This is a genomic window from Ralstonia sp. 1138 (genome assembly GCF_040544795.1).
Classification (GTDB): domain Bacteria; phylum Pseudomonadota; class Gammaproteobacteria; order Burkholderiales; family Burkholderiaceae; genus Ralstonia; species Ralstonia flatus.
In genome coordinates this window covers 1-14,880 of record NZ_JBEPKQ010000002.1, presented here as the reverse complement: position 1 = coordinate 14,880, position 14,880 = coordinate 1, and the positions used below count along the sequence as shown (strand labels likewise).

General features: G+C 64.6%; 14 protein-coding genes. 4 read left to right on the top strand and 10 right to left on the bottom strand.

Features of this window, described 5'->3' with window-relative positions:
• Positions 1-40: 40 nt before the first annotated feature.
• A complete protein-coding gene (locus ABIC76_RS07670; RefSeq protein ID WP_354533576.1) occupies positions 41-1,654 on the top strand; it encodes an OpgD/OpgG family glucan biosynthesis protein in 1,614 nt (537 codons plus the stop codon).
• A 283-nt stretch (positions 1,655-1,937) separates the two neighbouring features.
• Here ABIC76_RS07670 and ABIC76_RS07665 read toward each other — a convergent pair whose 3' ends face one another.
• Positions 1,938-2,564: a DUF1415 domain-containing protein gene (locus ABIC76_RS07665; RefSeq protein ID WP_354533575.1), complete on the bottom strand. Its 627-nt coding sequence runs from the start codon at positions 2,562-2,564 to the stop codon at positions 1,938-1,940.
• Positions 2,565-2,755: 191 nt separating this feature from the next.
• On the opposite strand from ABIC76_RS07665, the gene ABIC76_RS07660 reads away from it, so the two are divergent.
• The gene (locus tag ABIC76_RS07660; RefSeq protein ID WP_027680524.1) at positions 2,756-3,121 is read left to right on the top strand and encodes a hypothetical protein; all 366 of its coding nucleotides are present in this window, start codon (positions 2,756-2,758) and stop codon (positions 3,119-3,121) included.
• A gap of 66 nt (positions 3,122-3,187) precedes the next feature.
• Here the strand turns inward: ABIC76_RS07660 and glpK are convergent, their stop codons facing one another.
• The 8 genes from glpK to glpD all read right to left on the bottom strand — a co-directional run bounded on the left by glpK (position 3,188) and on the right by glpD (position 12,580).
• Complete coding sequence (glpK, locus tag ABIC76_RS07655; RefSeq protein WP_354533574.1) at positions 3,188-4,684, bottom strand: glycerol kinase GlpK; 1,497 nt, start codon at positions 4,682-4,684, stop codon at positions 3,188-3,190.
• Between the two features lie 113 nt (positions 4,685-4,797).
• The gene (locus ABIC76_RS07650; protein ID WP_027680525.1) at positions 4,798-6,543 is read right to left on the bottom strand and encodes an ABC transporter substrate-binding protein; all 1,746 of its coding nucleotides are present in this window, start codon (positions 6,541-6,543) and stop codon (positions 4,798-4,800) included.
• A gap of 172 nt (positions 6,544-6,715) precedes the next feature.
• The gene (locus ABIC76_RS07645) at positions 6,716-6,997 is read right to left on the bottom strand and encodes a DUF2160 domain-containing protein (RefSeq protein WP_232041215.1); all 282 of its coding nucleotides are present in this window, start codon (positions 6,995-6,997) and stop codon (positions 6,716-6,718) included.
• A gap of 22 nt (positions 6,998-7,019) precedes the next feature.
• Positions 7,020-7,853 (bottom strand): carbohydrate ABC transporter permease, encoded by an 834-nt coding sequence (locus ABIC76_RS07640; RefSeq protein WP_027680527.1) that lies wholly within the window; start codon positions 7,851-7,853, stop codon positions 7,020-7,022.
• Positions 7,846-8,736, bottom strand: a complete 891-nt coding sequence (locus ABIC76_RS07635) for a carbohydrate ABC transporter permease (protein ID WP_004637132.1) — start codon at positions 8,734-8,736, stop codon at positions 7,846-7,848. The genes ABIC76_RS07640 and ABIC76_RS07635 overlap by 8 nt, the downstream gene beginning before the upstream one ends.
• Positions 8,733-9,830 carry an ABC transporter ATP-binding protein gene (locus ABIC76_RS07630; RefSeq protein WP_354533573.1) on the bottom strand — a complete coding sequence of 366 codons (1,098 nt, stop codon included), beginning with the start codon at positions 9,828-9,830 and terminating at the stop codon, positions 8,733-8,735. The genes ABIC76_RS07635 and ABIC76_RS07630 overlap by 4 nt, the downstream gene beginning before the upstream one ends.
• Positions 9,817-10,935 carry an ABC transporter ATP-binding protein gene (locus tag ABIC76_RS07625; protein WP_354533572.1) on the bottom strand — a complete coding sequence of 373 codons (1,119 nt, stop codon included), beginning with the start codon at positions 10,933-10,935 and terminating at the stop codon, positions 9,817-9,819. Before ABIC76_RS07625 ends, ABIC76_RS07630 begins: the two co-directional genes overlap by 14 nt.
• Before the next feature lie 67 nt (positions 10,936-11,002).
• A complete protein-coding gene (gene glpD, locus ABIC76_RS07620; protein ID WP_102067516.1) occupies positions 11,003-12,580 on the bottom strand; it encodes a glycerol-3-phosphate dehydrogenase in 1,578 nt (525 codons plus the stop codon).
• A gap of 143 nt (positions 12,581-12,723) precedes the next feature.
• On the opposite strand from glpD, the gene ABIC76_RS07615 reads away from it, so the two are divergent.
• Both ABIC76_RS07615 and ABIC76_RS07610 read left to right on the top strand, forming a co-directional pair.
• Positions 12,724-13,497 carry a DeoR/GlpR family DNA-binding transcription regulator gene (locus tag ABIC76_RS07615; RefSeq protein ID WP_027680531.1) on the top strand — a complete coding sequence of 258 codons (774 nt, stop codon included), beginning with the start codon at positions 12,724-12,726 and terminating at the stop codon, positions 13,495-13,497.
• Between the two features lie 109 nt (positions 13,498-13,606).
• Positions 13,607-14,467, top strand: a complete 861-nt coding sequence (locus ABIC76_RS07610) for a CHAD domain-containing protein (RefSeq protein ID WP_354533571.1) — start codon at positions 13,607-13,609, stop codon at positions 14,465-14,467.
• Between the two features lie 63 nt (positions 14,468-14,530).
• On the opposite strand, the gene ABIC76_RS07605 is transcribed toward ABIC76_RS07610, so the two are convergent.
• Positions 14,531-14,880, bottom strand: a 350-nt coding sequence (locus tag ABIC76_RS07605; RefSeq protein WP_354533570.1) for a hypothetical protein, incomplete at its 5' end; no start/stop codon positions are given.

Here is a 14,880-nt window from a genome sequence, read left to right as displayed (position 1 = left end):
TGAATCACCCCTGGCTCATCCCCTGGTCCTGCCCCGATCCATGCACCGTCGCGACCTGCTCAAGCAGTTGGCCGCCGGGCTGCTTGCCCTGGCTCCTGGTTTGTCCCGCAGCGCCACGCCCGGCCCCGCCGCTGGCGCCTCCGAACCGTTTGACGAAGTCCGCCTGCTGGCGCGTGCACGGGCCTTGGCCGCACGGCCCTACCGGCCGCGCAGCACGCAGTTGCCCCCACCGCTGGCCACGCTCGGTTGGGACGGCTATCAATCGATTGGCTATCGCCCCGATCACGCATTGTGGGCCGGACAGCACTTGCCGTTCGAGGCGAAATTCTTCCACCTCGGGCTGTTCTTCAAGTCGGCCGTGCAGATGCACGAGGTGGTGGACGGCCAGGCCCGCTTGATTGCCTATGACCCGGCCATGTTCGATTACGGCAGGAGCGGGCTGGATCACCGGGCGCTACCGGCTGACCTCGGCTTCGCGGGTTTCCGGCTGACGACCAAGGCGGACCCGACGCGCGATGTGGCCGCTTTCCTGGGCGCGAGCTACTTCCGCGCCGTCGGCGGGCAGTGGCAGTACGGCATGTCGGCGCGCGGCCTGGCGATCGATACCGGCCTGCCGCGTGCGGAAGAATTTCCGGACTTCACGGAATTCTGGCTGGTGCGCCCGGCCGCCGATGCCGATACGTTGCGTGTCTACGCATTGCTCGATTCACCCAGCGTGGCCGGCGTCTACCGCTTCGACATCCGCCCCGGCGACACGCTGGTGATGGACGTGGCCGCCACGCTTTACGTGCGCAAGCCGATCGACCGTCTGGGCATCGCCCCGCTGACCAGCATGTTCCTCTACGGCGAAAACGACCGCACCGACCGCGCCGGCGATCGCCACAGTGCCGCGCGCCGCTGGCGTGCGTCGGACTGGCGCCCGGAAATCCATGATTCCGATGGCCTGGCCATCTGGCGTGGTTCGGGCGAGTGGATCTGGCGGCCGCTGGCCAATCCGCCCATGCTGCGCAGCCAGCGCTTTGCCGACGACAGCCCGCGCGGCTTCGGCCTGCTGCAGCGTGACCGGAATCCCGATCACTATCAGGATGACGGCGTGTTCTACGAGAAGCGCCCGAGCGTGTGGGTCGAACCGACCCATGGCTGGGGCGAGGGCGCGGTCGAACTGGTGGAACTGTCGGCCAACGATGAAACGTTCGACAACATCGTCGCGTTCTGGCGGCCGGCCGTGGCGCCGCATGCTGGGCAGGAACTGGCGTTTGGCTATCGGCTGACGTGGGGCGCGCAGCCTGCGGCGGCCTCGCCACTGGCGCGCGTGGTGGCGACGCGCACGGGCATTGGCGGGGTGGTGGGGCAGCCGCGCAAATACTTCTCGTGGCGGTTTGTCGTGGACTTTGCCGGCGGCGAGCTGTCGCGGCTGGGGCGCAGTACGGCGGGGTCGACCGTGGAGCCTGTCATCCGCGCGTCGCGCGGGCGGGTGGAGATTGCATCGGCGCGGCCGCTCGCGAGCATCGATGGCGTCCGGGCGATGTTTGATGTGGTGCCGGATGCGAGCAATGCGCCGATTGAGTTGTTGCTGACGTTGCAGTCGGGGGAGCGATTGCTTTCTGAGACTTGGGCGTATCAGTGGACGCCGCCGGTGGATCGAGGCGTGTGAGACGGGTTTCTTGAGGCGTCGGCTTTTATGGCTGGTGCCGGTCTATCCCCTGTTTCACCCCCTGCCGGGGGCGACTCACTTTCTTTGTCTTGCCAAAGAAAGTAAGCAAAGAAAGGCGCGCCCGAGATGGCGAAGGATTCCTTGAATTTATGTCGCAGGGAGGGAAGGGAGGCAAACTCGCTGCGCTCAGACAGGCCTCCCTTCTTTTTCCTCCCTGCAACAGAAATTCAAGGCGCCATCTAGGGCATCAACGGCCACACCGTCGCTGCTTTTGGTCAGTTGGTTAATCGCGGGGCGGGGCCTTGCTGAACGTCTTCGCCATTTCTGCCCAGCCTTCGGGGCCGAGCTTTTCCATCGTCGCGATATTGCGTTCGTAGATGTCGGCTGCGTCGGGGAAGGCAGCGGCGGCGCGGGCGATGCTGTCTTCGCGCAGCAGATGCAGGATGGGGGCCGGTGCGCGGTTGGTGGCGTTGGCGATGTCGTCAGGCTCCGCGTCGGCGAAGACGAAATCGGGGTGGAAGCTGGCCAGTTGCAGTTCGCCTTCGTAGCCGGCCTTGGCGAGTACGGATTCGGCGCGTTCCGTGAGCGAGTGGAAGTCGAGGAAGTCGGCCAGGGCGGGGACGATCAGCAGCGTGGTGTCGATCTGTGCGGCGGGGGTGGTGTGCAGCAGGTCGGCTTCGGCACGTAGGTGGTCGAGCACGTCGCCGTCCATCGTGGCGCGGCTGACGGCGTATCGAACCTGCCGCTTGACGTGGACGGCCTTGGCGAACGGACAGAGGTTCAGGCCGATGACGGCGTCTTCCAGCCAGCGCTGCACGGTCGCGACATGAAGGGCGGCGGCGTCGGCGTCCAAGTTGAGGGCGTCGGCGGGCGGGTCGAGCAGGACGAAATCAGGGGTGTGGTTGGACACGGCGCACGGGAGGGAAGCAACAGCGCGCAGTGTAGTCGATGGGTCGGGAGCGCTTCTTGCGACGGGATGGGTGTTGTGATTTGCAACGTCCGGCGCGCGCCGTTGATGTGCGCCGAGATCACTCCGGGTGCTTCGTGCGCCGCTTATGTGGTCAGTCCATTCCGCGTTTTTGTAAAAGAAGGAGCTCAACCATGATTGAACTGCGCCTGAAAACCGCCCTCGCCGTTGCCGCCACGTTTGCTGCGTCGGCTGCTTTCGCCCAGATGACGCCGGCACCGCAGACTTCACCGCAGACCACCGGCACCGTGCAGACCGCCCCGCAAGGCGGGCCGGCCACTTCGTCGTCTGACCCGCTGGTGCAGAAGCGCATTGACGACAAGGCCGCGAGCGACGAATACAAGGCTCGCAAGTCCGACGCCAAGGCTGCCTACAAGGAAGAGAAGAAGGCTGCCAAGGCCAACCGCAAGGCCGAGAAGAAGGAAGCCCGCGCCAAGCGCAAGGAGGCGATGAGCGAACAAGGCGGGCCCGCCCAGACGCCGAACAGCGAAGGCAAGTAAGCCGCTGGCCGAACCAAGAAAAAAGGCGACCTTCGGGCCGCCTTTTTTTTACCTCGAACTGCCCCTTCAGTGGCCGCGCGTGGTCGGCAGGCGGACCTGGGCGACGGCCATTTCCCACTGGGCGATGCGGTGCGCGGCCTCGTCGCGGCTGATGACAGGGTGGAACGTGCGGGACGCACGCCATTGCTGCGCGACTTCCGCTTCATCACGATAGAAGCCCGTGGCGATGCCGGCTAGGTAGGCCGCGCCGAGCGCTGTGGTTTCGATGATCTCCGGACGGACGACTGGAATGCCGAGCAGGTCAGCCTGGAACTGCAGCAGCAGGTTGTTGGCCGACGCGCCGCCGTCCACGCGCAGTTCCGAGATGGTGGAAACGGCATCGCGCGTCATGGCCTGCAGCAGCGCGGTGCTTTGGAAGGCAATCGACTCCAGCGCGGCTCGGGCAATGTGGCCGATCGTCGTGCCGCGCGACAGGCCGACGATCGCGCCCTGCGCGGTGGGGTCCCAGTACGGCGCACCCAGCCCCGTGAACGACGGCACGAACACCACGCCGCCGGAATCGGGCACCGAGGCGGCCAGGCCTTCGACGTCGGCAGAGCGCTGGATGGCGCGTAGGCCGTCGCGCAGCCACTGCACCACAGCACCGCCCACGAACACGCTGCCTTCGAGTGCGTAGCTGCGCGCCGTGCCGCTCTGGCAGGCGGCCGTGCTGATCAGCCCGTTGTGCGACTGGACCGCCTTGTCGCCCGTGTTGAGCAGCATGAAGCAGCCGGTGCCGTAGGTGTTCTTGGCCATGCCGGGTTTGAAGCACGCCTGGCCGAACAACGCGGATTGCTGGTCGCCGGCAATGCCGCCAATCGTGAGCGAGGCGCCGAGCCAGTCGGCATCGGTCTGCCCAAATTGATACGCGGACGGGTGCACCTCCGGCAACAGGCTCGGGTGGATGTCGAGTGCACGCATCAGGTCCGCATCCCATTCGCCGGTGTGGATGTTCCACAGCATCGTGCGGGAAGCGTTCGATACGTCGGTCACATGCAGGCGGCCGCGCGTGAGTTGCCAGACGAGCCAGCTGTCGATGGTGCCGAAGGCGAGTTCGCCACGCGCGGCGCGCTCGCGGGCGCCATCCACGTGATCGAGAATCCAGCGCAGCTTGGTGGCTGAAAAATACGGGTCGATGATCAGGCCGGTGCGCTTGCGTACCTCGTCTTCCAGGCCCTCGGCGCGCAGGCGCTCGCAGATGGCTTCGGTGCGGCGGTCCTGCCAGACGATGGCGTTGAAGATCGGTTTGCCCGTGGCGCGCTCCCACACCATGGTGGTTTCGCGCTGGTTGGTGATGCCAAGCGCGGCCATGTCGGCGGCGGACAGCTTGGCTTGTTCGAGTGCGGCGCGGCAGGTGGCGAGCTGGCTGTTCCAGATGTCGAACGGGTCATGCTCGACCCAGCCGGGCTGCGGGAAATGCTGGGGAAACTCCTGCTGGGCGCTGGCGACGATCTGGCCGGCGCGGTTGAAGACGATGGCGCGTGAGCTGGACGTGCCCTGGTCGAGCGCGAGGAGGTATTCCATAAGGCAGAAAAGAGTGGCCGCCGGGCACGATCAGCCGGCCCGGCGGCATGTGAAACGAATGCAGGCATGGTAGCCCGCCGGCCCCGTGTTGGCGACCGGCGGACGCGCGCGGATTAACGTACCTTGCCGGCCTTCCAGGCTGCGAGCAGCTTGTCGTAGGCCACCGTCTCACCCTTCGGACGCTCGTTGTCGAGCTTCTTCCACGGGGCGTGTTCGGTCGACAGCCACTTCGACGGATCGCTTTCCGGGTTCAGCTTGGGCGCGCAGTTCTTCATGCCCGCGCGCTGCAGGCGGCCCATCACCTGGTCCATTTCCTTGGCCAGGTTGTCCATCGCGCCTTGCGGCGTCTTCTCGCCCGTGACGGCCGTGGCGACGTTCTTCCACCAGAGCTGTGCCAGCTTCGGATAGTCGGGCACGTTGTTGCCGGTCGGGGTCCAGGCCACGCGGGCCGGGCTGCGGTAGAACTCGATCAGGCCGCCGTACTTGGCCGCGTTCTTGGTGAAGTAGTCGCTGTGGATATCGGAGTCACGAATGAACGTGAGGCCGGTGATGGACTTCTTGAGCGACACGGTCTTCGACGTGACGAACTGCGCGTACAGCCACGCGGCCGAGCGGCGCTCGAACGGGGTGGACTTGAAGAACGTCCACGAGCCGACGTCCTGGTAGCCGTTCTGCATGCCGTCCTTCCAGTACGGGCCGTGCGGCGACGGGGCCATGCGCCACTTGGGCGAGCCGTCGGCGTTCACGACCGGGCCCGGCTTGGTCATCGGCGCCGTGAAGGCGCTGTACCAGAACACCTGCTGGGCGATGTGGCCTTGCGCGGGCACCGGGCCGGCTTCGTTGAAGGTCATGCCGGTCGCCTCGGGCGGCGCGTACTTCTTCATCCAGTCGATGTACTTGGTGAGGGCGTACACGGCGGCCGGGCTGTTGGTGGCGCCGCCACGCGAGACCGATGCGCCCACCGGGGTGCACTTGTCCTTCTCGTCGACGCGGATGCCCCATTCGTCGACCGGCAGGCCGTTCGGGATGCCCTTGTCGGCGGAGCCTGCCATCGACAGCCAGGCGTCGGTGAAGCGCCAGCCGAGCGACGGGTCCTTCTTGCCGTAATCCATGTGGCCGTAAACGCGCTTGCCGTCCAGCTCCTTCACGTCGTTGGTGAAGAAGTTGGCGATGTCTTCATAGGCCGTCCAGTTGACGGGCACGCCCAGGTCGTAGCCGTACTTGGCCTTGAACTTGTCCTGCAGGTCCTTGCGGGCGAACCAGTCGGCGCGGAACCAGTACAGGTTGGCGAACTGCTGGTCGGGCAGCTGATACAGCTTGCCGTCGGACGCCGTGGTGAAGCTCGTGCCGATGAAATCCTTCAGATCCAGGCCGGGGTTGGTGAACTCCTTGCCTTCGCCCGACATGTAGTCGGACAGCGGCATGATCACGCCGTAGCGGTAGTGCGTGCCGATCAGGTCGGAGTCGGAGATCCAGCCGTCATAGATGCTCTTGCCGGATTGCATCGAGGTCTGCAGTTTTTCGACGACATCGCCTTCCTGCATGATGTCGTGCTTGACCTTGATGCCGGTGATTTCTTCGAAGGCCTTGGCCAGCGTCTTCGATTCATAGGCGTGCGTGTCGAGCGTTTCCGACACGACGTGGATCTCGGTCACGCCCTTGGCCTTGAGCTTGGCTGCGGCGTCGATGAACCACTTCATTTCCGCCATCTGCTTGTCTTGCGACAGCGTGCTGGGCTGGAATTCGCTGCTGATCCACTTCTTGGCTTCGGCTTCGCCGGCATGGGCTGCGCCGACTGCCAGGGCGCTCGCCAGTGCGATGGCACTGATCTGAAGCGTCATGCGCCAGGATGTTTTCATCGGTATCTCCTCGTGCTTGGTTAGCTTGTTGTTCTCCCCGCAGCGAAAACATCCGGCATTCCGACGCGGGGAGCGTGGTGGAATGCCTGTGCCCGTACGTCAATTTGGGCGTGGAGGCATCAACCCGTGCTGATGCCTCCGGACCTGCAAATTCAAATGCACCGATGGCGCGTCAGCCGCGCCACATCACGATCAGCAGCACCACCATCGAGGCGATGAAGCCGCCCCAGGCGCTCGTCTCTTCCGACGTGAGCCCAACCCACGCCAGGTTGATATAGGCCGCGGTCAGCAGGCCGATGAAGAGGCGGTCGCCGCGGGTGGTGGCAATGGGCAGGAAGCCCTTGCGCTCCACCGTGGGCCGAACCACCTCCCAGACCGTCATGCTGGCCAGCATCAGGGCGATGCAGCCGAAGAAGATCGCCACTTCGGGCGTCCAGGCCATCCAGCTGAACATGGCTGTGTCTCCCGTTCTTGTTTTAGACGCGGCCCATCGCGAAACCCTTCGCAATGTAGTTCCGCACAAACCAGATCACCAGCGCGCCGGGAATGATCGTCAGCACACCCGCTGCGGCCAGCACGCCCCAATCCATGCCCGAGGCCGACACCGTGCGCGTCATCACCGCGGTGATGGGTTTGGCATCGACCGAAGTCAGCGTGCGCGCGAGCAGCAGTTCCACCCAGCTGAACATGAAGCAGAAGAACGCCGTCACGCCCACGCCGGCCTTGATGAGCGGCAGGAAGATCTTCAGGAAGAACTTCGGGAAGCTGTAGCCGTCGATGTAGGCCGTCTCGTCGATCTCGCGCGGGATGCCCGACATGAAGCCTTCGAGAATCCACACCGCCAGCGGCACGTTGAACAGCATGTGCGCCAGCGCCACGCCCAGGTGCGTGTCCATCAGGCCGACCGTCGAATACAGCTGGAAGAACGGCAGCAGGAACACCGCAGGCGGCGTCATGCGGTTCGTCAGCAGCCAGAAGAACATGTGTTTGTCGCCCAGGAAACGGTAGCGCGAGAAGGCGTAGGCCGCCGGTAGCGCTACCACGGTCGAGAGCACCGTGTTCATCGTCACGTAGATGATGGAGTTGATGTAACCCCAGTACCACGACGGGTCGGTGAAGATGATCTTGTAGTTGTCGAATGTGACGAGCTTCGGCCAGATCGAGAAGCCGGCCAGGGTCTCCTCGTTGGTCTTGAGCGACATGCTCAACATCCAGTACAGCGGCAGCACGGCAAACGCCACATACACCGCCAGCGTGATCGCGCGGGCAATCTTGCGCTTGTGCTCGTTGTTGTTGTTCTGCTTAGGCATGGTCGTCTCCCACGGCCGTGCTGGCGCTGCCCATGCGTTGCATCCAGTTGTAGAGGACGAAGCAGAACAGCAGGATGATGAGGAAGTACACGATCGAGAATGCCGCCGCCGGGCCCAGGTCGAACTGACCGACCGCCTTCTGCGTCAGGTACTGCGACAGGAACGTCGTGGCATTGCCGGGGCCGCCGCCGGTCAGCACGAACGGCTCGGTGTAGATCATGAAGCTGTCCATGAAGCGCAGCAGCACGCCGATCATCAGCACGCCGCGCATCTTCGGCAGCTGGATGTAGCGGAACACGGCCAGGCGGCTGGCACCGTCAATCTCGGCGGCCTGGTAGAAGGCATCCGGGATCGAGCGCAGGCCGGCATAGGCCAGCAGCGCCACCAGCGGCGTCCAGTGCCACACGTCCATGATCAGCACGGTGATCCACGCGTCGAACGAGTGCGACGTGTAGTTGTAATCGATGCCCATCTGGTTGAGCCAATAACCGGCCAGGCCGATATCGGAGCGCCCGAAGATCTGCCAGATCGTGCCGACCACGTTCCAGGGAATCAGCAGCGGCATGGCGAGCACCACCAGCGCAGCCGACGCCTTCCAGCCCTTCGAGGGCATCGACAGCGCCAGGCCGATGCCCAGCGGAATTTCCACCGCCAGCACGCACAGCGAGAAGATCAGCTGCCGGGTGAGGGCGTCCTGCAGATCGCCGTCACGCAGGATCTGGCGGAACCAGTCGACGCCCACGAACACGTGCTGCTCGGGGCTGATGATGTCCTGCACCGAGTAGTTCACCACCGTCATCAGCGGCAGGATGGCGGAGAACGCCACGCACAGGAACACCGGCAGGATCAGGAACCACGCCTTGTTGTTGAGCGGCTTGTTCATCGGCCGATCCTCTCGTCATTGCTGTAATACAGCGTCTGCGGCGCATCCAGGCGCAGCCATACGCGCGATTCCGTTACGCTCACTTCGTTCGGCAGCTTGGCCTTGATGGGCAGGCCGCCGGCCTCGCCGAGGCTGGCGGTCAGCAGCTGGTGCGTACCGAGTTGCTGCACCTGGTGCACGTTGGCTGCCACGGTCCCGACTTCCCCCGGTGCGGCCAGCTGGACGAACTCCGGGCGGATGCCGAGCTTGAGCGAACCGTTCGTGTTCTTGAGCGTGGCGAGCGTGTCGCGCCCGACCGTCAGGCGCTGATCACCCAGTGCAATCACGTCGCCATCCACCGTCACCGGGTAGAGGTTCATGCCCGGGCTGCCGATGAAGTAGCCGACGAAGGTATGGTCCGGCCGCTCGAACAGCGCTTCCGGCCCGCCTTGCTGCACGACCTTGCCTTCGGTCATGACGACCACCTCGTCGGCAAAGGTCAGCGCTTCCACCTGGTCGTGCGTCACGTAGATCAGCGTGAGCTTGAGCTGCTGGTGAATCTTCTTGAGCTGGCGACGCAGTTGCCACTTCAGGTGCGGATCGATGACGGTGAGCGGCTCGTCGAACAGGATGGCCGCCACGTCCTTGCGCACCAGGCCGCGGCCCAGCGAGATCTTCTGCTTGGCGTCGGCCGCCAGACCGGAGGCGCGGCGCTTGAGCGCGTGCTGCAGCTCGAGGATCTCGGCCACTTCCTCCACGCGCTTCTTCACTTCGGCTTCCGGCGTCTTGCGGTTACGCAGCGGGAAGGCGAGGTTGTCGAACACGGTCATCGTGTCGTAGATGACCGGGAACTGGAACACCTGCGCGATGTTGCGCTCGCGCGGACTGGCGTGCGTGACGTCGCGGTCGTCGAAGAGCACCTGGCCTTCGGACGGCGTGAGCAGCCCCGAGATGATGTTCAGCAGCGTGGACTTGCCGCAGCCCGACGGGCCGAGCAGTGCATAGGCACCGCCGTCGCGCCACGTCATGTTCATCGGCTGCAGCGCGTAGTCCGACAGGCTTTGCGGATTGGGGCGGTAGCTGTGCCCCAGGTTGCGGAATTCAATGCGTGCCATGTGCGCCTCCCTGCTTGGGCGCGCTCACCAGCTTGCCCGCTTCGTCGAACAGGAACAGTTCGGCCGGATCGACAAACACCTCCAGCGCCGCGCCCAGTTCGAACTGATGCACCCCCGGCAACTGCGCGACCAGGCCGATGGTGTTCGACTGGCCGACAGCCTGCGCCCGTACGTGCAGATACGTTTCGGACCCCGACAGCTCGGCCAGTTCCACCGTGCCCGGCAGGGCGACCGCGCCACCGTTGCGCGGCGACAGGCGGATGTGGCTCGGACGCAGGCCGATGCGGCAGCGCGTGCCGGCCGCCATCGGCAGCGGACGCGTCCATGCAACGTCGATGCCTTGCGGCAGGCGGATCCGGTTGCCTTCCACCACGGTGGCGTCCAGCACATTCATCGGCGGGTCGTTGAAGATGGCCGCCGCATTGACCGACACCGGCACTTCGTACATGTCGAGCGTCGGGCCGTCTTGCAGCACGCGGCCTTCATGCATGACGACGGTGTGGCCGCCCAGCAGCAGCGCTTCCTGCGGCTCGGTAGTGGCGTACACGACGGTCGTGCCGCCATCAGCAAAGAGCGATGCCAGCTCGGCGCGGAGTTCCTCGCGCAGCTTGTAGTCGAGGTTGACGAGCGGCTCGTCCAGCAGCACCAGCGGTGCCCGCTTGACCAGCGCCCGCGCCAGCGCGCAGCGTTGCTGCTGGCCGCCCGACAGCTCGGCCGGCAGGCGCTGCAGCAGGTGGTCGATGTGCAGCTTGGAGGCGACGGCACGCACGCGCGTATCGATCTCGCCCTTGTTGGTGCCCTGCAGGCGCAGCGGCGAGGCGATGTTGTCGTACACCGTCATCGCCGGGTAGTTGATGAATTGCTGGTACACCATCGCCAGATTGCGATCGCGCACTCCCACGCCCGTCACGTCCTTGCCGTCGACCAGTACGCGGCCGGTGGTCGGCCGGTCCAGCCCGGCCATGATGCGCATCAACGTGGTCTTGCCGGCTTGCGTCGGCCCGAGCAGCACATTGATGGCGCCGGGCGCCAGCCGCAGGCTGGTCGGGTACAGATGCGTCTGCGCCCCGACCATGGCCGTAACCTGGTCCAGTTCCAGAATCAATTGATGTCTCCCGTCTTACTGCTTTGATTTCTTGATGTCTTGGTTCGGGCGCCCAGCCCCTGGTGCTTCAGGGCGCCCGTTCCGCAACTGGAGCGGTCTGGCCTTCCGGCAGATGCCGCGCCAGCCAGCCTTCCAGCCGGCTGCGGTCGGCATCGCTGGCGTGCAGCCCCAGCTTGGTCCGCCGCCACAGGATGTCCTGCGCCGTGCGGGCCCATTCATGTTCGATCAGGTAACGGATTTCGGCTTCATACAGGCCGGGCGTCACTTCGGCGCCCAACTCTTCCAGTCGCGTGGCGCCAGCCAGCAGTGTGTTCACGCGGGTGCCGTACTGGTGCGCATAGCGCAGCCCCAGCTGGGTCGGCAGCCACGGCAAACGTTTTTGCAGGCGCGTCACAAAGTCGTCGAAGGTGTATTCGGCAACCAGTTGCCCCGGCGCTTCCAGATCGCCGCCCGGCAGCGATGCGGTGGCCGTCCACGAAGGCTTGCCGGCCAGCGGTAGATGCGGGGCGAGTTGGTCCAGCGCTTCTTCGGCCAGCTTGCGATAGGTCGTGATCTTGCCGCCCCACACGTTGATGAGCGGCGCGCTGGCGCCGTCGGCCCCGGTCTCGCATTCGACCAGGTAATCGCGCGTGATGGCCGAGGCGTTGGCGGCGCTGTCGTCCAGCAGCGGCCGCACGCCCGAGTAGCTCCACACCACGTCGGCCGGCGTCAGCTGCTGGGTGAAATAGCGGCTAGCCATTTCGCACAGATACTGGATTTCGCCGGCATCGATGGCCACTTGGTCCACCGAACCCTTGTATTCCAGATCCGTCGTGCCGATCAGGGTGAAATCGTTCTGGTACGGGATCGCAAAGACGATCCGCCCGTCCGGGTTCTGGAAGATATAGGCGAACGGGTGATCGAACATCCGCCGCACCACGATGTGGCTGCCCTTGATCAGCCGCAGCCCCCGCGTGCTCGGCAATGCGTGGGCAGAGCGGGCGAATTCCGCCGCCCACGGGCCCGCTGCATTGACGATCGCCTTGGCGCGCACCGAGCGGATACCGTCCGGGCCGGCCAGCGAGGCGTGCCAGCCGTCGGCGCGTCGTTCGGCGTTCAGGCAGCGCGTGCGGGTGAGGATATGGGCGCCGCGGTCCGCCGCATCGCGGGCGTTGAGCACGACCAAGCGGGCGTCGTCCACCCAGCCGTCGGAATAGACGAAGCCACGCGTGTAACCCGCCTTGAGCGGCTTGCCGGCCGGATGCCGCGCCAGCTTGATCGACTCCGAACCCGGCAGAAAGCGCCGACGCGCGAGGTGGTCATACAGGAAGAGGCCTGCGCGGATCATCCACGCCGGGCGTTGCGCAGCATCGTGCGGCATCACGAATCGCAGCGGCCACATGATGTGCGGCGCCATGCGAAGCAGCACCTCGCGCTCCTGCAGCGCCTTGCGCACCAGGCTGAATTCGTAATATTCGAGGTACCGCAGCCCGCCGTGGATCAGCTTGGTCGAGGCCGAAGAGGTGTGCTGGGCCAGGTCGTCCTTTTCACACAAGACCACCGACAGGCCACGGCCCACGGCATCACGCGCGATACCCACGCCGTTGATGCCGCCTCCGACCACCAGCAGATCACAGTCCAGATGCGACGCGTCAGTGAGTTGCATGGGTTGAAATCTGTTGATTTTCGCGCCTTTCCTTGCGAATAGTGACGCGTTGGCGGATAGTTTAGTGAAGGGCGAAAATAAAGCAACATAGGGAATCGCCTAATCCGCTCACATATGTTCGTTTGTGTTCATTTCGTGACTTGATGCTTCCGCGACACCGCCAGATCCTCGAATACGTCCGCCAGCACGGCGATGCCTCTGTCGACGCGCTTGCCCGCGTGCTCGGCGTCACGACGCAAACCATCCGTCGCGATATCCGCCAGCTCGAAGACGAGCGCCTGCTCGCGCGGTACCACGGCGGCGTCGGCCTGCCGTCGTCGGTCGAAAACATCGACTACGACCAGCGCCAGGTCCTGCACATCGACGCCAAACGGCGCATCGCCGAGGTCGTTGCGCGCCACGTCGAGCCCGGCCGCTCGCTCATCATCAATATTGGAACGACCACCGAAGAGGTGTCCAAGGCGCTGGTCGGCCAGAACGGGCCCCGTGGTCTGCGTGTCATCACCAATAATCTGAACGTCGCGTCGATCCTCTCCGGCAGCCCGGACGCGGAGGTCATCGTCGCCGGCGGCCTCGTGCGCAACCGCGACCGGGGCATCGTCGGCGAGGCCACGATCGACTTCATGAAGCAGTTCCGCGTCGATATCGGCATCATCGGCGTCTCCAGCATCGACGAAGACGGCACGCTGCTCGACTACGACTATCGTGAAGTGCGCGTCGCCCAGTCCATCATCGAGCAGTCCCGCGAAGTCTGGCTCGTGGCCGATCACTCCAAGTTCGGTCGTCGCGCTGTTGTCCGCCTGGGCCATGTCTCGCAGATCGACAAGTTCTTCACCGACGTCCCTGTGCCCGAGCCGATGGCCGATGTTCTTCGCGCCGCCGAGGTCGAGGTGATCGTCGCCAGCGAAACGCGCTGACGTTCAATCCTGCTTTTCTCCAGTCTTCGCCCGCTCGACTACAGTGAAATGACAAGGCGCGCACCTTGCGTGCCTCCCCGTCATTCAGACTCGTCACACGGAGAGCATAGTGAGCAAGCACTCACATGCGGCAATCCTCTCGATCTTCGCGGGCATCGTCACTGAACACATTGCCGCTCTGCGCCAGGCACTTGCCAAGCTGGCGGCACCCAATCCCAGTAACGAAGATCTTCACCAGTTCCGTGTCACCCTGCGCCGACTGCGTTCCGCTTGGGTGACCTTTGCCCCGGTTCTGCCGGCCAGCTTTGTCGACCAGTGGAAACCTCGCCTGCGGGCGCTGGCTGCATCGACCGGCCCCGTACGGGAGTGGGACGTACTGCTTTCCGATTGGCTTCCGTCTGTCCGGAAGTCGCTCGTCGACAGTGACGAGGCGGGCCGGGCTTGGCTGGAGGCCGCGGTTATCAAATCCAAAGAGGCCCGGAACCGCGCTTGGGAGGAGTTGCGCACCGAGTTGGCGTCGCCGAATGTGCGCGAAACGCTGCTGGAGCTGGAAGGAGCGGTCACGGCCTTCCATATAGAAGACCAGCCGGAGCGGCATCGTCGCTTTGCCCGTACCCGGGCTCAGGCGCTTCGGGAGAAGCTGATTCGCCGCGGGCGTCGCCCGACGCGTTCGCCTGCGCCGCGTCTGCATCGAGCCCGCATCGCCGCCAAACAGTGGCGCTATCTATATGAAGCCTTCTACCCGGCGCTCGGCGCCCACGCAGCCAAGCGTTACCGGAGACATTTGCGCAAACTCCAGGACGCCTTGGGCGAGGTGCACGATGCATCTGTCTCGCTTGCTTGCGTCGCAGACCTCTTCAAGGCACCGCCCCCGCTGTCCATAGTGAGCGTCTTTCACAAGCGCGCTGACAGCGCGCGGCGGCGGGCTGCCAAGGAACTGCGCTGGGTACGGTCCCATCCAGCCCAGTAGCCCGCCAAAAGTGCAGAAAAGACCCTATGAAAAGAAAGGGCTTGCGCCGTTCGAGAAACCCGCCTATAGTTCGCCCCTCGCTGCAAAACACAGCGCCGAAACGCAAGTGGCGGTGGTGGTGTTGAGTGGTGGAGAAGCAGGTGTGGAGCGGGTTTGCGGTCGATTGGGTGGTAGGTGATCGGCGGTGGACTGGGTGGTGGTTGGCAGCGAGTTGACGGATAAAAATTCTTCGACGAGTTGTTGACAGCGACGAAAAAGCTCTGCATAATCTCGTTTCTCTGCTGCAGACAACGCAGCGACGCGGTGAACAAAGTTGATCGCGAAGTTCTTTAACAAGCAAACAGCCGATAAGTGTGGGCGCTTAATACTGGATGCGGCGGATTTCGATCCGCTAGCTAACAAGTAATGAAGTG